The following is an 18795-nucleotide window of genomic DNA, read 5'->3' on the forward strand; positions in this document are numbered from 1 at the left end:
CAGCGTTCCCGCCACAAATCCAGTGAGCGGGAAGCAGGAGGACGGCGGACGGGTGGGGCATGGGTTTCGCTCCTCGCGATTCCGCTGCGGGCGTGGGCCCCTGGGCGGGGCGGGGGCGGGCGGGCACAGTGGGGTCCCATGGACGTATTGCTGCTGGGCGGGACCGAGTTCGTGGGCCGGGCGTTCGTCGAGGAGGCCCAGGCGCTCGGCTGGCGGGTGACGATGTTCAACCGGGGCACGCACGAGCCGCCCCCAGGGGTGACGGCGCTGCGCGGCGACCGCACGCGGGAGGTCGGGCTGGAGGCGCTGGCGCGCGGCGAGTGGGACGTGGTGGTCGACACGTGGTCGTGGGCCCCGTCGGCGGTGCGCGAGTCCGCGGCGCTGCTGGCCGGCCGGGCGGGCCATTACGTGTACGTGTCGAGCCGTTCGGTCTACGCGCCGCCGGTGCCCTACGGGGCCGACGAGAGCGCGCCGCTGGTGGAGGCCGGCGACGAGGGCTACGCCGCGATGAAGGCGGGCGGCGAGGAGGGCGCGACGGCGGCGTTCGGCGACCGGGCGCTGCTGGCGCGGGCGGGCCTGATCCTGGGCCCGTACGAGAACATCGGCAGGCTGCCGTGGTGGCTGACGAGGATCGCCAGGGGCGGCCCGGTGCTCGCGCCGGGCCCGCGTGACCTGGGCGTCCAGTACGTCGACGCGCGTGACCTGGCGCGCTGGTGCCTCGATGCGGCGGGGCGCGGGATCGGCGGCGCGTTCGACGTGGTGAGCCCGCCCGGGTTCACCACGATGGCGGAGCTGCTGGAGACGGCCGTGCGGGTGACCGGGTCGGACGCGGAGCTGCGCTGGGTGGACGCGGAGACGATCCTGGCGGCCGGGGTGCGGCCGTGGACCGATCTGCCGATCTGGCTGGTGGGCGAGGATCACGCGTTCATGCACGGGGGTGACGTGTCCAAGGCCGTGGCGGCGGGGCTGAGGGTGCGGCCGGTGGCGGAGACGGTGGCCGACACGTGGGAGTGGCTGCGGAGCATCGGCGGCCGGGCCCCGATGCGCCCGGATCGTCCCTCGGTGGGGCTGGATCCGGCCGTGGAGGCCAGGCTGCTCAACAGGTGAGGGGCGGGGAGGGTCAGCGTTCGGCCCGGCCCTTGGCGAGGTCGTAGAGGGCGGCGGCCAGGGCGACGCCGACGAAGGCCAGCACGACGAGGAGCCCGTGCCTGAAGGCGGCGGGCCAGCCGTCGCGCAGCGACCCGAAGAAGACCGACCCGGCGGCGGCGATGCCGATCGACGAGCCGAGCCGCTGCCCGGTCTGCAGCACCCCGGCGGCGCTGCCGCCGGCGGCCGGGGGCACCTCGGAGAGGCTGATCGCCTGGTTGGGCGCGATGACGAGCCCGCTGCCGATGCCGGCGACGAGCAGCGGCAGCGCGGTGGCGAGCCCGACGCCGGGTCCGGGCACGAGCACGGTGGCCCAGACGGTCGACGCGAGCCCGGCGATGACGACGAGCAGGCCGACGGCGACCACCCGCCGCCCGGCCCGCCCGACGAGCCGGCCGCCGAGCAGCGACGCCGAGGCCGAGCCGAGCGCGAACGGGGTGATCGACAGCCCGGCCTGGAGCGGGCTGTAGTGGAGCCCGCTCTGCAGGTAGAGGGTGAAGATGAAGAAGATCCCGGTGAACCCGGCGAAGTAGAACAGCGCGATCGTGGTGCCGAGGCTGTAGGAGCGGCGGGCGAACAGCGCGAGCCGCACCAGCGGTTCCTTGCCGTAGGCCCGCTCCCAGGCGACGAAGCCGGCGAGCACGGCCAGGGCGGCCGGGACGAGGAGCCAGGTGGCGGGGCTCTGCCACTGGTGCTGCTGGATGACGGGCAGCAGCAGCCCGGCGACGCCCGCGCCGAGCAGCAGCACGCCGACGGGGTCCATGCTCTCGCGCCGTCCCTGCCCGCGCGGCATGGCGGGCAGCAGTTTGCGGGCCAGCGGCAGCAGCGCGAGCCCGATCGGCACGTTCACCAGGAACACCCACCGCCAGCCGTGGTCGGCGCCGAACACGGTGACGAGCGCGCCGCCGATGAGCGGCCCCGCGGCGGTGGACACGCCGATGGTGGCGCCGAGCGCGCCGAACGCCCGCCCGCGTTCGGCGCCCTGGAACATCTGCTGGATCAGCCCCGACACCTGCGGGTTGATCACCCCGGCGGCCAGGCCCTGGAGCAGCCGGGCGACGACCAGCACCGGCATGCTGGGCGCGAGCCCGCACGCGGCGCTGGCCAGGGTGAACAGCAGCACGCCCAGGACGAACAGGTCGCGCCGGCCGCGCGCGTCGCCGAGCCGCCCGGCGGGCACCAGCAGCAGCCCGAACGTCAGCGCGTAGCCGGACAGGATCCACTGCAGGCCGTCGGCGGAGGCGTGCAGGCTCTCCCTGATCGAGGGCAGGGCGACGTTGACGATGCTCACGTCCAGGCCGGACATGAACGCCGCCACGAGGCAGACGGCCAGCGCGGGCCTGCGCGGGTCAGGCGTCACGGCGGTCACATCCCCCTTTTCCGCCTCATGTACCCCGGGTACCGTCCGATCATGGACACGTTGGCGGTGGAACGGAACGGCATCAACGCGATCCCCGAAGGGGAGCGCCGCGGCCGGCCGTCGGATCTGTTCTGGCCGTGGGCGGGCTCGAACCTGTCGCTGTTCGGGGTCGCGTTCGGCGTGTACGTGGTCGGGCTCGGGCTGGGCGTCGTCCCCGCGATCATCACCGGGGCGGTCGGCTACGCGCTCTCGTTCGGCCTGGTCGGGCTGGTGGCCGTCGCCGGGTCCCGGTCCGGGGTGCCGACGATGACGCTGGGCCGGGCGCCGTTCGGCTACCAGGGCAACAAGCTGCCCGCCGCGCTGTCGTACGTCTCGAACGTGGGCTGGGAGACCGTGCTGGTCACGCTCGCGGCGCAGGGCGGGGCGGCGATCCTGGGCCGGGTCGCGCCGGGCGTGCCGGCCACGACGGCGACGGCGGTGTGCTTCGCGGTGGCGGCGCTGGTGACGATCGCGGTCGGGGTGTACGGGCACGCGATGATCATGGTGGTGCAGCGGTACCTGACCTACGCGTTCGTCGTGCTAACCGTGATCTACATGGTGCTGATGGCGCCGCGCCTGGGCACCGCGCTGGAGGGCGGCGACGCGGGGCCGGGCGCCTGGGTGGGCGGGGTGATCTTCGCGATGACGCTGCTCGGCCTGGGCTGGGTCAACTGCGGGGCCGACTACTCGCGTTACCTGCCGTCGGCGTCGCGGCCCTCGCGGGTGGCGTTGTGGACGACGCTGGGCGGGGCGCTGCCGCCGATGGTGCTGCTGGTGTTCGGCGTGCTGCTGGCGGGCGGCGACCCGGAGCTGGCCGGCGCGGCGGCCGGTGACCCGGTGGCGGCGCTGGCGGGGGCGCTGCCGACCTGGTTCCTGCTGCCGTACCTGCTGACCGCCATCGGCGGGTTCCTGGCCGGGGCGATCATGGACATCTACTCGTCGGGCCTGTCGATGCTGGCGCTGGGCGTGCCGATCAGGCGGCACTACGCGGTGCTGATCGACGGCCTGCTCATGGTGCTCGGCGGCTACTACCTGCTGTTCGTCTCGACCAGCTTCCTGGCCACGTTCCAGGCGTTCCTGGCGATCATCGGCGTGGTGATGGCGGCCTGGGTCGCGGTCTTCCTGGTGGACCTGTGGCGGCTGCGCGACGGCGGGCGCTCCTACGACGAGCGGCTGCTGCGGCCGGGCGCGCCGGCGGTCAACTGGGCGGGCGTGGTGTCGCTGGTGGCGGCCTCGTTCGTCGGCATCGGCCTGATCAGCTCGGCCGACCCGAACATCGCGGGCCTGGTCGGCTTCCTGATGAGCGACGACCTGAAGGCGGGCACGTTCGCCTCGGCCAACATCGGCGTGGTGGTCGCGCTGGTGCTGGCGGGCGTGCTCTATCTCGCCTTCACCAGCGTGGCGCCCCGGCGGCGCTGACCTGCGCGGATTACCCTCGGTGGCATGGTGCGGCTGCTCTGGTGGGCGGTCCACGGCGCGTCGGCGGTGCTGCTGCTGGCCGCCGTGGGCGGCGACGGGCGGCCCGTCGTGGCCGTCGCCGGCGTGCTGCTGGCCGCCCTCTACGCGGCCGGGCCGGTGTTCGGCGGCGGCCTGAGCCGCACCGGCGAGCGGGTCTGGCTGGTGACGCTCACCTGCGCGTGGGCGGGCCTGGCCACGCTGTCGGCGCCGTTCGCCTGGCTGGTGTTCCCCCTGTTCTTCGCCTTCCTGTACGTGCTTCCGCTGTGGGCGGCGACGTTCGCCGTGACCGTGCTGGCGTGCGCGGCCGCGGCGGCGGCGAGCTGGCACGCGGGCGGCGTGTCGGCGCCCCTGCTCGCCGGTCCGGCGGCCGGAGCGGTGCTGGCGACGCTCCTGTGGGCGGGCCCGGTCACGGGGTCACGATCGCGAAGCCGGGCACGGGGCCGTCCAGCACGGCCACCAGGCGCCTGAGCACGCCCGTGTCGCCCTCCCGGTCCACGCCCTCCACGCACTTGCCCGTGAGCAGCGCGAGGAGCTGCGCCTTGGTGAGCCTGAGCGTCAGGTCGACCTCCGCCTCCGGCGGGTTCTCCTGGTGGACGAGCGCCCCGTTGGAGAGCGTCGTACGGTGCCGCTCCCCCAGGTCGGTCAGGTGCCAGTCGATCGACAGCCGCTCGTGCCAGGCCCGTGGCCCGTTGACCCGGATGGCGATCGAGTCGAAGATCTGGCTCACGCTCAGCGCCGCGATCAGGTCGGGCGAGGGCTGCGCGGCCGTGGCGGGCACGATCCCGTCGGCCAGCTCCAGCGCCCCCATCAGGTACGAGTTCCGCCAGGTGGCGTTCTCGGCGCCGTGCCCGAGCCGGGTGTAGACCTCGGCCAGCAGGTCGCGGGCCGGTTTGTTGCCCTCGTCGGCGAAGACCGCGTGGTTGAGCAGCTGGGCGGCGAAGCGCAGGTCGCCGGCGTCGATGTAGGCCCTGGCGAAGGCGACCACGGCGGCGCCGCCGCCCAGGCACTCCACGTAGCGAATCGCGCTCTGCCGGGGCGGATGCTCCCACAGGTGGGCCGGATTGCCGTCGAACCAGCCGAGGTAGTGCTGGTAGATGGCCTTGACGTTGTGGCCGGTCGAGCCGTAGTAGCCGTGGGTGTGCCAGACCTGCTCCAGGCCGGGCGGGAGCTGCAGGTGCTCGGCGATCTCCGGGCCGGTCATGCCCTGGTTCATCAGGCGCAGCGTCTGGTCGTGCAGGTAGGCGTACAGGTCGCGCTGCTCCGACAGGAAGCGGACGATGTTCTCGCCGCCCCAGGAGGGCCAGTGGTGGGAGGCGAAGGCCACGTCGGCGGCGTCGCCGAACAGCGTGATGGCCTCGGTGAGGCAGCGCGTCCAGCGGCGCGGGTGGCGCACCGGGGCGCCGCGCAGCGACAGCAGGTTGTGCTGGTTGTGGGTGGCGTTCTCGGCCAGGAAGAGCGCCCGGCGATCGGGCAGCAGGAACGACATCTCGGGTGGCGCGTCGGTGCCGGGCGCGAGCTGGAAGCTGAACCGCACGCCGTCGACGGTCTCCTCCTGGCCGGTGCGCCTGACGTACAGGGTGGGCGGGATGAGGGAGATCGTCCCGGTCGAGGAGGCCATGCCGAGGCCGGCGCCGACCTGGCCCCACGGTGACCTGTCGAGGGCGGGGCCTTCCATGTAGACGGCGCGGCGGGTCATGGCGGGCGCGGCGTAGACGCTCTCGGCGGCGGCGTGTTCGAGGAAGCCCTCGGGGGCCAGGATGGGCACGCCGCCGCCGGTGACGCCGCGGACGCCGCCGAAGTGGTCGGCGTGCGAGTGCGTGTAGACGACGCCGGTGACCGGGCGTTCGCCGCGGTGGTCCTGGTAGAGGCGGAGCGCGGCGGCGGCGCACTCGGTGGAGATGAGCGGGTCGACCACGACGACCCCGGTGTCGCCCTCGACCAGGGTCATGTTCGACAGGTCGAGCCCGCGGACCTGGTAGATGCCATCGGCCACCTCGTACAGGCCCTGCCTGGCGCAGAGCTGGCCCTGTCTCCACAGGCTGGGGTGGACGGTCTCGGGGCAGTCGGCCTGGAGGAAGGCGTAGGCGTCGTTGTCCCAGACGACCCGGCCGTCGACGTCCTTGACCACGGCCGGGGTCAGACCGGCGATGAACCCGCGATCCGCGTCCTCGTAGTCCTGGCGATCGTGGAATGGAAGGTCGGCCATGCCGGGTGCATGCCCCAAAATCACCACAGACAGGGCCAAAGGTCGGGCAATACGGACAAAAGGCGGATGTGATTTGCTGGGGCCCATGAAAGCGTGCGTGTTCGATCTCGACGGGGTGCTCGTCGACTCCGAGCCGGTGTGGGAAGAGGTGCGGCGGGCCTTCGTCGCCGACCACGGCGGCGTGTGGCAGGACGACACCCAGTCCAGGCTCATGGGCATGAGCACCGGCGAATGGGCCGCCTACCTGCACGAACTCGGCGTGGACCTGCCGCCGGCCGAGATCGCCAGGCGGGTGATCGAGCAGATGGCGGCCCGCTACCGCGACGGCGTGCCGCTGATGCCCGGTGCCACCGAGGCCGTCCGGCGGCTGGCCGCATCCGTGACGCTCGGCCTGGCCAGCTCCTCGCCCCGGGCGCTGATCGACGTGGTGCTCGACGCCAGCGGCCTGACGAGCTGCTTCACGGCCACCGTGTCGACCGAGGAGGTCGCGCGCGGCAAGCCCGCCCCCGACGGCTACCTGGAGGCGGCCCGCAGGCTCGGCGTCGACCCGGCGGACTGCGTGGCCGTCGAGGACTCCAGCAACGGCCTGCGCTCCGCCGACGCCGCCGGCATGCGCGTGATCGCCGTCCCGCACCCGCGCTACCCGCCCGCGCCCGACGCGCTGGCCCTGGCCTGGCGCGTCGTCGACGACCTCGGCTCGCTCACGCCCGGCCTGCTGGCCTGACTGTAGGGTGTGGGAATCGTGCGAGACATCACGGTTTTCAGCGGAAGTGCACACCCGGAGCTGGCTGAGGAGATCTGCGCCCAGCTCGGCACCCCACTCCACCCGGTCAAGGTCGACCGCTTCGCCAACGACGTCATCGAGGTCCAGCTCCAGGCCAACTGCCGCGAGCGTGACGTGTTCCTGATCCAGCCGCTCGTGCCGCCCACCCAGGAGCATCTGGTCGAGCTGCTGCTCATGCTCGACGCCGCCCGGGGCGCCTCGGCGGCCAGGACGACCGTGGTCATGCCGCACTACGCCTACGCGCGCTCCGACAAGAAGGACGCGCCGCGCATCTCGATCGGCGCGCGGCTCGTGGCCGACCTGATGGCGACGGCCGGAGCGGGCCGGGTGCTGACGATGACGCTGCACTCCCCGCAGGTGCACGGCTTCTTCAGCGTCCCCGTCGACCACCTCCACGCGCTGCGCGAGCTGGCCGCGCACTTCCGGCGCTACGACCTGTCCGACACCGTCGTTGTCTCCCCCGACCTGGGCAACGCCAAGGAGGCCGCGCACTTCGCCCGCCTGATCGGCGCGGGCGTGGCGATGGGCGCCAAGCAGCGCTTCGCCGACGACCGGGTGGTGATCAGCTCGGTCATCGGCGACGTGGCGGGCAAGGACGTGATCATCCTGGACGACGAGATCGCCAAGGGCAGCACGGTCATCGAGCTGCTCGACCGGCTGCGCGAGCGCGGCGTCCGCTCGGTGCGCGTGGCGTGCACCCACGGGCTGTTCGCCGACGGCTCGATCGAGCGGCTCAGCGCGCTGCCCGAGGTCGAGGAGATCGTGTGCACCAACACGGTCCCGCCGCCCAAGCCCAGCGACAAGCTCACGGTGCTGTCGGTCGCCCCGGCGCTGGCCGAGGCCATGCGCCGGATCCACTGCGGCGAGTCGGTCAGCGCCCTGTTCGGCACGTCCTGACGCCTCGGGCTCAGCGAGAGCCCGTCAGCACGCTGCGGGCGATCTCGGCCCGCCTGCCCGCGTCGGCCTCGGCCGCCTCCTGCTCGGCCAGGACGCGGGCGTCGTAGGCGGCGCGGGCAGTGGCGATCTCGTTCTGGTGCGACTCGGTCCAGGTGACCAGCTCGCGGATGGTGGAGTGCAGGGTCGCGCCCAGCGAGGTCAGCTCGTAGTCGACGCGCGGCGGCACGGTCGGGTGCACGGTCCTGCTGACCAGCCCGTCGCGCTCCAGGTGGCGCAGCGTGCGCGTGAGCATGCGCTGGCTGACCCCGTCGATCATCCGGCGCAACTCGCTGAAGCGCAGGCTGCGCCGGTCGAGCAGCGCGATGACCAGCAGTGACCACTTGTCGGCCACGCGGTCGAGGATCTGCCTGACCTCGCAGTCCTCGCGGGTGTCCCACTGCAGGACGTCGTAGTCGCCGCCGGTGTCCCCGCAGTAACCGAGGGACTGTGAAGTGCCGACTTCCATGACACCTCATGGTGCTCGACGATGCTGCTGGTTACAAGAGGGAACCGGCATGCTGTTGAGTAACCGTGACCGGTTCCGTGCTGTCGAGAGGAATGGAACCGTGTCCACACCTGTGCACACCCGCATGGACGCACGCGCCTGGGGCGTGCTCCTCGTCCTGGCGGGAGCCGTCTTCCTGGAAGGGATCGACGTGGCCATGCTGAACGTGGCCCTGCCGTCGATCCGGGCCGACCTGGGCCTGTCCACCGGCACGCTCAGCGGTGTCGTCAGCGCGTACGTGCTCGGCTACGGCGGATTCATGCTGCTGGGCGGCCGGGCGGCCGACCTGCTGGGCCGGCGCCGGATGTTCCTGTTCTGGCTGGCCGTCTTCCTGGCCTTCTCCGGCCTGGGCGGATTCGCGACCGAGGGGTGGATGCTGCTCGTCGCCCGGTTCGTGACCGGTGTCGCCGCCGCGTTCATGGCCCCGGCCGGGCTGTCGCTGATCACCGGCACCTTCCCGGAGGGCCCGCAGCGCACCAAGGCGCTCGGCGTGTACGCCGGGACGGCGGCGGGCGGCTTCTCGCTCGGCCTGGTCGCCGGCGGGCTGCTGACCTCGATCGGGTGGCGCTGGGTGTTCTTCGCACCGGTGATCATGGCGGCGGTGATCCTGGCCGCCGCCATGATCCTGATCAAGGAGACGCCGGCGCCCGGGCGGCCCGCGGGCGGCTTCGACCTGGCCGGCGCGTTCAGCATCACCGGTGCCATGCTGCTGCTGGTCTACGGCGTGGTCCGGCTGGAGCACCCGGGTGACGGCCTGGCGGGCACGCTCGGCGTGTTCGGCGCCGGGTTCCTGCTGCTGGTGGCCTTCGTGCTGATCGAGCGGCGAGCCGCCGACCCCCTGGTGCGGCTGGGCATCCTGCGCTCCGGGCCGCTGGTGCGGGCCAACCTGGGCGCGCTGCTGTTCCTGGCGTCGTTCGCCGGGTTCCAGTTCGTCGCCACCCTCTACCTCCAGGAGGTGCGCGGCTGGAGCAGCCTGCAGACGGGGCTGGCCATGCTGGTGATCGGCATGGACACCGTCCTGGCCCCGACGCTCACCCCGAGGCTGGTCAACCGCTTCGGCAACGCCCGCGTGCTGTTCGGCGGGCTGGTGGTGGCCGCGCTCGGCTACGCGCTGTTCCTGCCGATCGGCATGGACTGGACGTACGCGGCGATGCTGCCGACCATGCTGCTGCTCGGGCTGGCGTTCTCGCTGGCGTACGGGCCGCTGACCATGGCGGCCACCGACGGCGTCGCCGAGCACGAGCACGGCCTGGCGAGCGGGCTGCTCTACACGGCCTTCCAGTTCGGCACCGCGCTCGGGCTGTCGGCGGTGACCGCCGTGAGCGTGGCGGCGCTCGGCGGCGCGGCCACGCCGGAGGCGGCGCTGGACTCGCTCCGGCTCGCCCTGCTCGTCCCGGTGGGGGCGGCGGTCGCGGGCGTGGTGATCGCGGCCTTCGGGCTCCGGCGCCGCGCCGGCGTCCGGCCCGCCACGGCGCCGGCCTGAACCCGGCGTGCCGGTCAGGCCATGCCGCCGTTGCTCTTCAGGAGCTGGCCGTTGATCCAGCCGCCCTGCGGCGAGCAGAGGAACTCCACCAGGTGGGCGGTGTCCTGCGGGGTGCCCAGGCGGCCGAGCGGCGTGGCGTCCAGGCAGGCGTCACGCACCTCGTCCGACATCCAGCCGGTGTCGACCGGGCCGGGGTTGACGACGTTGGCGGTGATCCCGAGGTGGGCGAACTCGTGGGTGGCCGCCAGCGTGATCCGGTCGAGGGCTCCCTTGCTGGCGCCGTAGGGCAGGTTGTGCACGGTGTGGTCGCTGGTCAGGCTGATGATGCGGCCGGTGCCGTGCGCGCCGCGGAAGCGGCGGCCGTACTCGCGGACGAGCAGCCAGGTGGCGCGGGCGTTGACGGCGAAGTGCCGGTCGAAGCTCTCGACGGTGGTGTCGAGCAGGCCGGAGTCGACCGACTCGCAGTGGCACATCACCAGCGCGGTGACCGGGCCCAGGCGTTCGGCGGCGTCGAAGATCCGGGCGGCGGCCTCGGGGTCGGCGAGATCGGCCTCGACCGCCACGGTGGCCGCGCCGCGTCCGGTCAGCTCCCGGTCGATCTCCTCGGTCGCGCCCGGCTCGACGCCCCAGGCCATGCGTTCGTCGTACGGGTGCCAGTAGGTGAAGGCAAGGTCCCAGCCGGCGTCGGCCAGGCGCAGGGCGATGCCGGCGCCGATGCCGGTGGTGCGCCCCACCCCGGTCACCAGGGCGAGCGGGCGTTCAGCGGTCATGAACCCGATCGTTTCGGGCGCCCCCGGCACCCGGCAACCGGTTTTACCGGCCGCCGTATGGATGGGCGGCGGCTGATCGTTCACAGTGGCAGCATGCACACTTCCACAGAGCTTCTGCTGACGCGCTTCCTCGCGGAGGTCGGGCCGGTCGTGCCGCTCGTGGCGCTGTGGGCGCACGGGTCGCTGGCCAGGGGCGACTACCAGCCGGGCCGGAGCGATCTGGACCTGGTCGCCGTGGTGGAGAGGCCGCTCACCGACGCGGAGCGCGGCCGGGTGGAGGCGCTTCACCAGGGGCTCGACCTGCCGCTGGCCGGGCAGTTGCACTGCTCCTACCTGCCGGTGGCGCGGCTGGCCGATCCGGGCGAGCGGCACGTGACGTGGGCGATGGCGGAGCTGTTCGAGCGTCCGGTCACCGCCGTCACCCGCCGCGAGCTGCTCACGGGCGCGCTGGAGCTGTACGGGGAGCCGCCGGACGCGCTGATCCCGCCGGTGTCCGACGGCGAGCTGGCCGACTTCGTCCGGGCGGATCTGCGTGACTCCTGGCTGGTCAAGCTCGGCGGGCGGCGGCGCTGGCTGCGCGAGGTGTGGGTGGACCTCGGCATGGTGACAGTGGCGCGGGCGACGGTGACTTTGCGGGACGGGCGGCTGATCACCAAGCGGGAGGCGCTCGACGTGCTGGCCGAGCTGGGCGCGCCGGACGTGGTGGTGGCCGACATCCGCGCCAGGCGGTACGGGACGCCGCCGCCGGTGCTGAGCCGGTTCCGCAGGGCGAAGCTGGCCCGGCGGTTCATCCGGGACGCGATCACGCGGACCGCCAGGGATAACCTGGGCGAAAACACCGCAATGACACCGCAATGAGGGGATATCGCCGCCCATGGGGGAGATCAGGAACGCGTACGTGACGGCGGCCGCTTCGGCGGCGGCGCTGCTGCGGGACCCCGCCGTCGCGGCGGCCTGGGACAAGCCGAGCGCGCTGACCGAGTTCAGCGTCGGCGGGCTGGCCGGGCACCTGGCGCAGCAGCTCGTGCGCGTCGACGGCGCGCTGGCGAGCGAGGGCGCCGGGGAGCCGATCCGGCTGCTGGAGCACTACACGCGCTCCCCGTGGGTGCAGGAGGGCCTCGACCACGAGAGCAACGTGAACATCAGGCGCGGCGGCGAGCAGGCCGCCGCCCGTGGGGCCGAGGCCCTGGCGGCGTCCACGGAGGACCTGCTCGACCGGCAGCGGGCCGCGCTCGCGGCGGAGCCCGCCGACCGGGTGATCGACCTGCCGAACTGGTCGCTGCTGCTGGACGACTTCCTGCTGACCCGGCTGATCGAGCTCGTGGTGCACGCCGACGACCTGGCCGCCAGCGTCGGGGTGCCGACTCCCGAGCTGCCGCCGCAGGTCGTGGAGCCGGTCGTCGAGATGCTGGCGCGGCTGGCCGTGCACCGGCACGGCGCGACCGCGGTGATCCGCACGCTGAGCAGGGCCGAGAGGGCTCCGGCGGCGATCAGCGCCTTCTAGTGGAATGAAACGTTCTGTTCTGCTATTCTGAGATCAGAACGTTCCGTTCCGTATCGCTAGAAGGAGCATGCCATGACTTTCCTCGTCACCGGAGCCACCGGGACCGTCGGCCGCCTCGTCGTGGAGGAGCTCCTGCGCGCCGGCCACAGCGTCCGGGCCCTGACCAGGGACGCCGCCAAGGCCGGCCTGCCCGAGGGCGTCGAGGTCGTCGAGGGCGACCTGGCCAGGCCCGAGACGCTGGCCGCCGCGTTCGACGGCGTCGAGGCCGCGCACCTGATCAACTTCGCCGGCGACGACTACGCGCCCCTCCAGCACGGCGACCGCATCGCCGCGCTGGCGGCCGAGGCCGGGGTGAAGCGGGTGACCGTGCTCGGTGGGCGCGCCGACGGCGCGCTGGAGCAGGCCCTGGCCGCCACCGGCATGGAGTGGACGCTGCTGCACCCGGTCGAGTTCATGTCCAACACGCTCAAGTGGTGGACGCACTCCGTCAGGAGCGAGGGCGTCGTGCGCGAGCCGTTCGGCGACCGGCTCAGCGCGATGGTGCACGAGCGCGACATCGCCGCCGTGGCCGCGACCGTGCTGGCCGGGGGCGGGCACGGCGGCGAGAGCCTGACGCTGACCGGCCCCGCCGCCGTCACCACCGCCGAGAAGGTCCGGCTGCTGGGCGAGGCCCTCGGCGCCGAGATCCGCTTCGTCGAGCTGACCGAGGACGAGGCCCGCGCCCAGTGGCGCTCGTTCGGCATGGGCGAGGAGACGATCGCGTTCCTCATCGACGCCCTCGGCAACACCCCGGACGTCGGCAAGACCGTGGTCCCGACCGTCGAGCAGGTCACCGGCAGGCCCGCCCGGAGCTTCGCCGAGTGGGCCGCCGAGAACGCGGCGGCCTTTCAGCCCGTGGCGTCCGCGTAGTAGCAGGCCGCCTGCGCGGTGGCCGAAGCAGGCAGGATGTCGAGCAGTTCACCCCTGCACCGGGCGTCCACGCCGGCCTCGGCCGCCTTGCCGGAGGCGAGCACCTGGCAGCGGGCGTGGAAGCGGCAGCCGCCCGGGATGCGGGTCGGGTCCGGCGGCTCGCCCGTCAGCACCACCCGTTCGGGCGACTCGGGCAGCACCGACAGCAGCGCCTGCGTGTAGGGGTGGCGCGGCGCCGTCAGCACCTGCTCGACCGGCCCCGACTCGACGATCCGGCCCAGGTACATCACCGCCACCCGGTCGGCGATGTTCCACGCCAGGCCCAGGTCGTGGGTGACGACCAGCGCCGACAATCCCAGCTCGTCGCGGAGCTTGAGCATCAGCGCCAGGATCTCGCCGCGCACCGAGGCGTCCAGCGAGGCCACCGGCTCGTCGGCGATCAGCACCTTCGGGTTCAGCGCCAGCGCACCGGCGATCACCACGCGCTGCCGCTGCCCGCCGGACAGCTCGTGCGGGTAGCGCAGCAGGAACCGCTCCGGCGGGCGCAGCCCGGCCCGCGACAGCGCCGAGTTCACGATGTCGGCCTCGTCGGGCAGGCCGTGGATGCGCGGCCCCTCGGCCACCGCCTCGTAGACGGTGTGCCGCGGGTTGAGCGAGCCCGTCGGGTCCTGGAGGACGAGCTGCACCTGCCTGCGGTATTCCTTCAGCGCCTTCGAGCCGTACTTCAGCGGCCGGCCGTCGAAGTGGACGGTGCCCGCCGTGGGCTTCTCCAAGCCGAGCAGGGTGCGGGCGAGCGTCGTCTTGCCGCAGCCGGACTCCCCGACCAGCGCCACGATCTCGCCCTCGCCGACCGCGAGGTTCACGCCGTCGACCGCGCGGGCCCGCCGCCCGCGCGAGGCGAACTCCACGCGCAGGTCACGGGCTTCGAGCAGGGTGCGGCGGGCCGTGCTCACGGTCTCCGCCGGCGCTTCGGTCTCGGTCATGATGCCTCCTCCTTCGCCCGTACGTGCACGCAGGCGGCGCTGCGGCGGTCACCGGCGGGCCACAGCTCGACGTCGAGCGACGAGCACTCCTCCAGCGCGATCGGGCAGCGCGGGTGGAAGGCGCAGCCGGACGGCAGATGCATGGGGTCGGGCGGGTCGCCGCCGAGCCCCTTGGGCGCCAGCCGGGAGACCGGGTCGCCGACCGTGGGGAACGCCGCCGCCAGCGCCCTGCTGTAGGGGTGCTTGGCGTCGTGGAACACCTCGCGCGACGGGCCGTGCTCGACGACGCGGCCCGCGTACATGACCGCGAGCTGCCCGCACACGTCGGCGAGGACCGACAGGTCGTGCGAGATCATGATGAGGGAGATGTCGTGCTCGGCGACCAGGTCCTTGATCAGCGTCAGCACCTGGGCCTGGACCATCACGTCGAGCGCGGTCGTCGGCTCGTCGGCGATGATCAGCTTGGGCGAGCAGGCGAGCGCCATCGCGATCATCACGCGCTGGCGCTGCCCGCCGGACAGCTCGTGCGGGTAGCTCTGCGCCCGCCAGGCGGGCATGCCCACCTGGCCGAGCAGCTCGGCCACCCGCTTGTCCGCCTGGTCGGGCTTGGCCAGGCCGTGCACCAGCATCGGCTCGGCGATCTGCTCGCCGATCCGGCGCACCGGGTTGAGCCCGTGCTGCGCGCCCTGGAACACGATCGAGGCCTCCGCCCAGCGCACCGCGCGCAGCCGGCCCCACTTCATGGTCAGCACGTCCTCGCCGCCGAGCAGGATCCGGCCGCCGACGCGCGCGTCCCGCGGCAGCAGCCGCAGCAGCGCCATGGCCAGCGTCGACTTGCCGGACCCCGACTCGCCGGCGACCCCGAGCGCGGCGCCGCTGTCGAGCGACAGCGACACCCCGCGCACGGCGGGGACCTCGCCGGAGGCGATCCGGTACGTCACCGAGACGTCGTCCAGTTCGAGGAGGGTCATGCGCCCGCCTTCCGCAGTCGCGGGTTGAGCACGGCCTCCAGCGCCCGGCCGCACAGCGTGAACGCCATGACGACCGCGACGATGCACAGGCCGGGGATCAGGATGTACCACCAGGCGCCCGCGGTGGCCGCGCCCCAGTCGTAGGAGCCGCGCAGCATCGTGCCCCACGAGGTCTTGTTCGCGCTGACGCCGAGGAAGGCCAGCGTGGACTCGGTGACGATGGCGCTGGCGACCTCCAGCGTGGTGCTGGCCAGCAGCAGCGGCGCCACGTTCGGCAGCACGTGCCGGGTGGTGACGTGCCAGTGGCCGGCGCCGAGCGCCTTGGAGCGCTCGATGTACGGCCGGGCCTCGACGGCCAGCGTCTGGGCGCGGATCAGCCGGGCGGTCGTCGGCCAGGTGGTGACGCCGATCGCCATGATGATCGTGAACGTGCTGCCGCCCATGATGGCCGCCAGCACCAGGGCCGTGACCAGCGAGGGCAGCACCAGGAACCAGTCGGTCACCCGCAGGATGACCGCGCTGACCCAGCCGCGGAAGTGCCCGGCGGCGATGCCGAGCACGGTGCCGATCAGCATGCTGACCAGCGCCGCGAGGAAGCCGATGAGCAGCGACGTGCGCGAGCCCCACCACACCATGAGCAGGATCGAGCGGCCCGACTCGTCGGTGCCGAACGGGAACTCCAGGCTGGGCGGCTGCATCGGCTTGCCGGGGGCGTTGACGACGCCGGTGACGCTCTGGTCGATGAACAGCGGCGCGACCACGGCCAGCAGCGCGGCGACGACCAGGATGACCAGGCCCACGACGCCGGCCCGCTGCCTGCTGAAGTCCTTCCAGAACCGGGTCAGCGACTGCCGCCTGCGTGCCGACGCGACGCTCATGCCGACCTCACCCTCGGGTCGAGGATGTGGTAGATCACGTCGGCCAGCGTGTTCATGATGATCACGGCGACCGTGATGAGCATGAACGTGCCCTGCATCAGCGTGAAGTCAGGCACCCTGACCGCCTCGTAGAAGAGCTGCCCGAGGCCGGGCCAGCTGAAGATGGTCTCCACCGTGACCGCGCCGCCCACGACGAAGCCGACGCGCATGAACACCAGCGTGACCGTCGGGAGCAGCGCGTTGGGCACCGCGTGCCGCCGCCGCACGTCGTCGTCGCGCAGGCCCTTGGCCCGGGCGGTGGTGATGTAGTCCTGGCCCACCTCGTCGAGCAGGGACGAGCGCATGACCAGCAGGTACTGGGCGTAGACCACGCCGACGAGGGTGATGACGGGCAGCACCATGTGGTGCGCGACGTCGAGCACGTAGCCGAACCCGTCGGGCGCGTCGACGCTCTGGATGCCCCGCGACGGGAAGATCTTGAGGTAGGCGCCGAACACCAGCAGCAGGAGCAGCCCGAGCCAGAACGTCGGCACCGACCACAGCACCAGCGAGGTGCCGGTGGAGAACCGGTCGAACCGGCTGCCGTGGCGCCACCCGGCCCGCATGCCCTGCCAGATGCCGAGGCTGACCGCGACCGCGAGGCCGACGCCCGCCAGCAGCAGCGTGGCGCCGATCCGGTCCCCGATGAGGTCGAGCACCGGGCGCTTGTACTCGTAGGACATGCCGAGGTCGAAGCGGAGCGTGTCGCCCAGGAAGTTGAGGAACTGGTTGATCAGCGGCTCGTCGAGGCCGAGCCTGCGGCGTTCCATGTCCAGTTGCTCGGGGGTCATGTTGCGTCCCTGGGCCAGGGCCCGTACGGGATCTCCCGGGAGCAGCCGGAACAGGAAGAACGTTCCGATGATCACCATGGCGATGCTGAACAACGCCCCGCCGGCCTTCGACAGCGCGTAGCGCAGGATGCCGTGGCGGGCGGGGCGATGGTCCTCAGCGGGGCCCGCCGCCTGGGAGGCGGCGGGTTCCACTGCTTCGAGAGGTGCTGTCATTCTCGGTCGTCCGCGGCACTCTTACGCCGCCTGGTGAGGAAGAAGGCTCCGAGGCCGATGACCACCACGGCCCCGACCACGCCGGCGATCAGGCCGGTGTTGGAGCCGCCCTCAGCCTCGGCGGCGGCCGGCTCGACGGCCTCCAGCGAGTAGAACGGCCAGAAGCTGCTGGCGCCGTACAGGATGCCGTCCTGCTCGGGCACCGAGGTGACGCTCTTGATGCGGTCCTTGCGGTAGCCCTCGAGGTCGTTGGTGTAGTAGATCGCGATCACCGGGGCGTCGGTGTAGAGGCGCTCCTGCATCTGCTTGATCAGCTCGGCGCGCTTGGGCCGGTCGAGCTCCTTGAGCTGCTCCTGGTAGAGCTTCTCGAAGGTCTCGTCGCAGTAGAACGACTCGGTGCCGCCGCCCTCGCCGGACGGGGTCGGCCGGCGGCTGCACAGGTGCGTCGCCAGGACCTCCTCCGGGTCGGGGTTGACCGACCAGCCGCTGATCGCGATGTCGAACAGGCCGGTGACGCCGGTCTCCTCGGTGAACTTGCTGGAGTCGAGCTTCTTGGTGGTCAGCGTGATGCCGATCTCCTTGAAGAACCCGGTCAGGTATTCGGCGAGCTTGTCCTCGATCGGGGTGTCGGTGTGGATGCTGAAGCGGAACTCCAGCTTGCGGTCACCGTCGGGCATCGTGCGGACGCCGTCGGCGCCCTTCTTGTAGCCGGCCTCGTCGAGGATCTGGTTGGCCTTGGCCGGGTCGTAGGTGACCTTGGTGTCGCCGCTCGCCTCCCAGAAGAAGTCCGTGTACATGGGCGGCACGATCGAGCCGTGGGCGGGCTTGGCCAGGCCGTTCTGCACCTCGGCGACGAGCTTGTCCTTGTCGATGGCGTAGTGCAGCGCCTGGCGGACCTTCTGGTCCTTCAGCGCCGGGTGGCCGTCGCCGACGGGCTTGTCGTCGGTGGTGGTGGCGCCGTGGTTGATCTGCAGGTAGTTGGCGCGGCGGCCCTGCTGGTTCCACTGGACGATGTTGGGGTCGCCCTTGAGCGCCTCGAACTCCGGCGGGTTGAGCCGGCCGATCAGGTCGATCTCGCCGTTCTTCAGGCCGACGATCGAGGCCGCGGGGTTGTCGTAGAAGATGACCTGAAGCTCGTCGATCTTGGGGGCGCCCCGCCAGTAGTTGGGGTTGGCCTTGAGCTTGACGTACTGGTCCTTCTTGTGCTCGACGGCGATGTACGGGCCGCTGACCACGGCCGGGTACTGGTCGCCGGAGAACTGGCCGAGGTCGGTGACCTTCTCCCACACATGCTTGGGCATGATCGGGATCGGGTTCTCCAGCATCGAGGCCTGCGGGGCCTTGAGCTTGATGACCAGGTCCTGGCCGTTGGCCGTGACGCTCTCGAAGTTCTCGACGGCGGGGCCGTTGGCGGTCTTGGCCGCGTCGTCGGTCATGATCTTGTTGAACGTCCAGGCGGCGTCCTCGGCGGTGACCGGCTGGCCGTCGGACCACTTCGTCTGGCGGATCTTGAACGTCCAGGTGAGGCCGTCCTCGGACGTGGTCCACGACTCGGCCAGGTCGGGGCTCGGCTTGAGCGTCTTGGAGTCGGGCACCGTGAGGAACCCGTACATCCAGCGGTGGATCGAGGTGGAGACCAGGCGGACCGCGAGGAAGGGGTTCATCGAGTCGACGGCCTGGGTGGCGCCCACACGTACGATCTTCTTCCCCGCCGCAGGGTCCTGCGCTAGGGCCGCCTGGCCCTGACCGGCTACCAACAGCGCGACGCCCAGCACAGCCAGGCGCGCGAGCCATTTCCTCATGAGTGCCTCACCTTCAGG

The 18795-nt window shown here is 72.3% G+C and carries 18 protein-coding genes; 9 read left to right on the plus strand and 9 right to left on the minus strand.

Features of this window, described 5'->3' with window-relative positions; genetic code table 11:
* The first annotated feature begins 138 nt into the window (after positions 1-138).
* Entirely contained in the window at positions 139-1107 is a 969-nt protein-coding gene (locus AB0G11_RS06890) for an NAD-dependent epimerase/dehydratase family protein (RefSeq protein WP_357584456.1), read from the plus strand.
* A gap of 13 nt (positions 1108-1120) precedes the next feature.
* Here the strand turns inward: AB0G11_RS06890 and AB0G11_RS06895 are convergent, their stop codons facing one another.
* On the minus strand, positions 1121-2506 hold the full coding sequence (locus AB0G11_RS06895) for an MFS transporter (RefSeq protein WP_357584458.1): 1386 nt from the start codon (positions 2504-2506) through the stop codon (positions 1121-1123).
* A 51-nt stretch (positions 2507-2557) separates the two neighbouring features.
* On the opposite strand from AB0G11_RS06895, the gene AB0G11_RS06900 reads away from it, so the two are divergent.
* Together AB0G11_RS06900 and AB0G11_RS06905 are read left to right on the plus strand one after the other, a co-directional pair.
* A complete protein-coding gene (locus tag AB0G11_RS06900) occupies positions 2558-3964 on the plus strand; it encodes a cytosine permease (RefSeq protein WP_219511823.1) in 1407 nt (468 codons plus the stop codon).
* Positions 3965-3988: 24 nt separating this feature from the next.
* Positions 3989-4471: a hypothetical protein gene (locus AB0G11_RS06905; protein WP_219511820.1), complete on the plus strand. Its 483-nt coding sequence runs from the start codon at positions 3989-3991 to the stop codon at positions 4469-4471.
* Here the strand turns inward: AB0G11_RS06905 and AB0G11_RS06910 are convergent.
* A complete protein-coding gene (locus AB0G11_RS06910; RefSeq protein ID WP_219511817.1) occupies positions 4410-6209 on the minus strand; it encodes an alkyl sulfatase dimerization domain-containing protein in 1800 nt (599 codons plus the stop codon). The genes AB0G11_RS06905 and AB0G11_RS06910 overlap by 62 nt on opposite strands.
* 85 nt (positions 6210-6294) lie before the next feature.
* On the opposite strand from AB0G11_RS06910, the gene AB0G11_RS06915 reads away from it, so the two are divergent.
* Together AB0G11_RS06915 and AB0G11_RS06920 are read left to right on the plus strand one after the other, a co-directional pair.
* Positions 6295-6933, plus strand: a complete 639-nt coding sequence (locus tag AB0G11_RS06915) for an HAD family phosphatase (RefSeq protein ID WP_357584460.1) — start codon at positions 6295-6297, stop codon at positions 6931-6933.
* 18 nt (positions 6934-6951) lie between these two features.
* Positions 6952-7890: a ribose-phosphate pyrophosphokinase gene (locus tag AB0G11_RS06920; protein WP_219511812.1), complete on the plus strand. Its 939-nt coding sequence runs from the start codon at positions 6952-6954 to the stop codon at positions 7888-7890.
* A gap of 10 nt (positions 7891-7900) precedes the next feature.
* On the opposite strand, the gene AB0G11_RS06925 is transcribed toward AB0G11_RS06920, so the two are convergent.
* Positions 7901-8395, minus strand: a complete 495-nt coding sequence (locus tag AB0G11_RS06925) for a helix-turn-helix domain-containing protein (RefSeq protein ID WP_357584462.1) — start codon at positions 8393-8395, stop codon at positions 7901-7903.
* A gap of 100 nt (positions 8396-8495) precedes the next feature.
* Between AB0G11_RS06925 and AB0G11_RS06930 the strand changes: the two genes are divergently transcribed.
* Complete coding sequence (locus AB0G11_RS06930; protein ID WP_357584465.1) at positions 8496-9917, plus strand: MFS transporter; 1422 nt, start codon at positions 8496-8498, stop codon at positions 9915-9917.
* Between the two features lie 14 nt (positions 9918-9931).
* Here AB0G11_RS06930 and AB0G11_RS06935 read toward each other — a convergent pair whose 3' ends face one another.
* The gene (locus AB0G11_RS06935; protein WP_219511808.1) at positions 9932-10687 is read right to left on the minus strand and encodes an SDR family oxidoreductase; all 756 of its coding nucleotides are present in this window, start codon (positions 10685-10687) and stop codon (positions 9932-9934) included.
* A 93-nt stretch (positions 10688-10780) separates the two neighbouring features.
* On the opposite strand from AB0G11_RS06935, the gene AB0G11_RS06940 reads away from it, so the two are divergent.
* From AB0G11_RS06940 to AB0G11_RS06950, 3 genes are all read left to right on the plus strand, one after another.
* Entirely contained in the window at positions 10781-11545 is a 765-nt protein-coding gene (locus AB0G11_RS06940) for a nucleotidyltransferase domain-containing protein (protein ID WP_357584467.1), read from the plus strand.
* 16 nt (positions 11546-11561) lie between these two features.
* The gene (locus AB0G11_RS06945) at positions 11562-12191 is read left to right on the plus strand and encodes a maleylpyruvate isomerase N-terminal domain-containing protein (protein WP_219511804.1); all 630 of its coding nucleotides are present in this window, start codon (positions 11562-11564) and stop codon (positions 12189-12191) included.
* A gap of 72 nt (positions 12192-12263) precedes the next feature.
* Positions 12264-13100 (plus strand): NAD(P)H-binding protein, encoded by an 837-nt coding sequence (locus tag AB0G11_RS06950; RefSeq protein ID WP_357584469.1) that lies wholly within the window; start codon positions 12264-12266, stop codon positions 13098-13100.
* On the opposite strand, the gene AB0G11_RS06955 is transcribed toward AB0G11_RS06950, so the two are convergent.
* The 5 genes from AB0G11_RS06955 to AB0G11_RS06975 are packed head-to-tail and all read right to left on the minus strand — an operon-like array spanning position 13079 to position 18777.
* Positions 13079-14083 carry an ABC transporter ATP-binding protein gene (locus AB0G11_RS06955; RefSeq protein ID WP_219511800.1) on the minus strand — a complete coding sequence of 335 codons (1005 nt, stop codon included), beginning with the start codon at positions 14081-14083 and terminating at the stop codon, positions 13079-13081. The two genes, AB0G11_RS06950 and AB0G11_RS06955, sit on opposite strands and share 22 nt — an antisense overlap.
* A complete protein-coding gene (locus tag AB0G11_RS06960; RefSeq protein ID WP_219511798.1) occupies positions 14080-15054 on the minus strand; it encodes an ABC transporter ATP-binding protein in 975 nt (324 codons plus the stop codon). The genes AB0G11_RS06955 and AB0G11_RS06960 overlap by 4 nt, the downstream gene beginning before the upstream one ends.
* Positions 15051-15932 (minus strand): ABC transporter permease, encoded by an 882-nt coding sequence (locus tag AB0G11_RS06965; RefSeq protein ID WP_219511796.1) that lies wholly within the window; start codon positions 15930-15932, stop codon positions 15051-15053. Before AB0G11_RS06965 ends, AB0G11_RS06960 begins: the two co-directional genes overlap by 4 nt.
* Positions 15929-16975, minus strand: a complete 1047-nt coding sequence (locus AB0G11_RS06970; RefSeq protein WP_219511794.1) for an ABC transporter permease — start codon at positions 16973-16975, stop codon at positions 15929-15931. The genes AB0G11_RS06965 and AB0G11_RS06970 overlap by 4 nt, the downstream gene beginning before the upstream one ends.
* A complete protein-coding gene (locus AB0G11_RS06975) occupies positions 16972-18777 on the minus strand; it encodes an ABC transporter substrate-binding protein (RefSeq protein ID WP_219511791.1) in 1806 nt (601 codons plus the stop codon). Before AB0G11_RS06975 ends, AB0G11_RS06970 begins: the two co-directional genes overlap by 4 nt.
* Between the last annotated feature and the right edge of the window lie 18 nt (positions 18778-18795).

This window comes from Nonomuraea sp. NPDC023979 (genome assembly GCF_040639085.1).
In the GTDB taxonomy this organism is placed as follows: Bacteria; Actinomycetota; Actinomycetes; order Streptosporangiales; family Streptosporangiaceae; genus Nonomuraea; species Nonomuraea ceibae.

What these genes read in the sequence shown, in the direction of transcription:
- AB0G11_RS06890 (WP_357584456.1), top strand. Translation starts at nt 139, where the DNA reads ATGGACGTATTGCTGCTGGGCGGGACCGAGTTCGTGGGCCGGGCGTTC.
- AB0G11_RS06900 (WP_219511823.1), top strand. Translation starts at nt 2,558, where the DNA reads ATGGACACGTTGGCGGTGGAACGGAACGGCATCAACGCGATCCCCGAA.
- AB0G11_RS06905 (WP_219511820.1), top strand. Translation starts at nt 3,989, where the DNA reads ATGGTGCGGCTGCTCTGGTGGGCGGTCCACGGCGCGTCGGCGGTGCTG.
- AB0G11_RS06910 (WP_219511817.1), bottom strand. Translation starts at nt 6,209, where the DNA reads ATGGCCGACCTTCCATTCCACGATCGCCAGGACTACGAGGACGCGGAT.
- AB0G11_RS06915 (WP_357584460.1), top strand. Translation starts at nt 6,295, where the DNA reads ATGAAAGCGTGCGTGTTCGATCTCGACGGGGTGCTCGTCGACTCCGAG.
- AB0G11_RS06925 (WP_357584462.1), bottom strand. Translation starts at nt 8,395, where the DNA reads ATGGAAGTCGGCACTTCACAGTCCCTCGGTTACTGCGGGGACACCGGC.
- AB0G11_RS06935 (WP_219511808.1), bottom strand. Translation starts at nt 10,687, where the DNA reads ATGACCGCTGAACGCCCGCTCGCCCTGGTGACCGGGGTGGGGCGCACC.
- AB0G11_RS06940 (WP_357584467.1), top strand. Translation starts at nt 10,781, where the DNA reads ATGCACACTTCCACAGAGCTTCTGCTGACGCGCTTCCTCGCGGAGGTC.
- AB0G11_RS06945 (WP_219511804.1), top strand. Translation starts at nt 11,562, where the DNA reads ATGGGGGAGATCAGGAACGCGTACGTGACGGCGGCCGCTTCGGCGGCG.
- AB0G11_RS06950 (WP_357584469.1), top strand. Translation starts at nt 12,264, where the DNA reads ATGACTTTCCTCGTCACCGGAGCCACCGGGACCGTCGGCCGCCTCGTC.
- AB0G11_RS06955 (WP_219511800.1), bottom strand. Translation starts at nt 14,083, where the DNA reads ATGACCGAGACCGAAGCGCCGGCGGAGACCGTGAGCACGGCCCGCCGC.
- AB0G11_RS06960 (WP_219511798.1), bottom strand. Translation starts at nt 15,054, where the DNA reads ATGACCCTCCTCGAACTGGACGACGTCTCGGTGACGTACCGGATCGCC.
- AB0G11_RS06965 (WP_219511796.1), bottom strand. Translation starts at nt 15,932, where the DNA reads ATGAGCGTCGCGTCGGCACGCAGGCGGCAGTCGCTGACCCGGTTCTGG.
- AB0G11_RS06970 (WP_219511794.1), bottom strand. Translation starts at nt 16,975, where the DNA reads ATGACAGCACCTCTCGAAGCAGTGGAACCCGCCGCCTCCCAGGCGGCG.
- AB0G11_RS06975 (WP_219511791.1), bottom strand. Translation starts at nt 18,777, where the DNA reads ATGAGGAAATGGCTCGCGCGCCTGGCTGTGCTGGGCGTCGCGCTGTTG.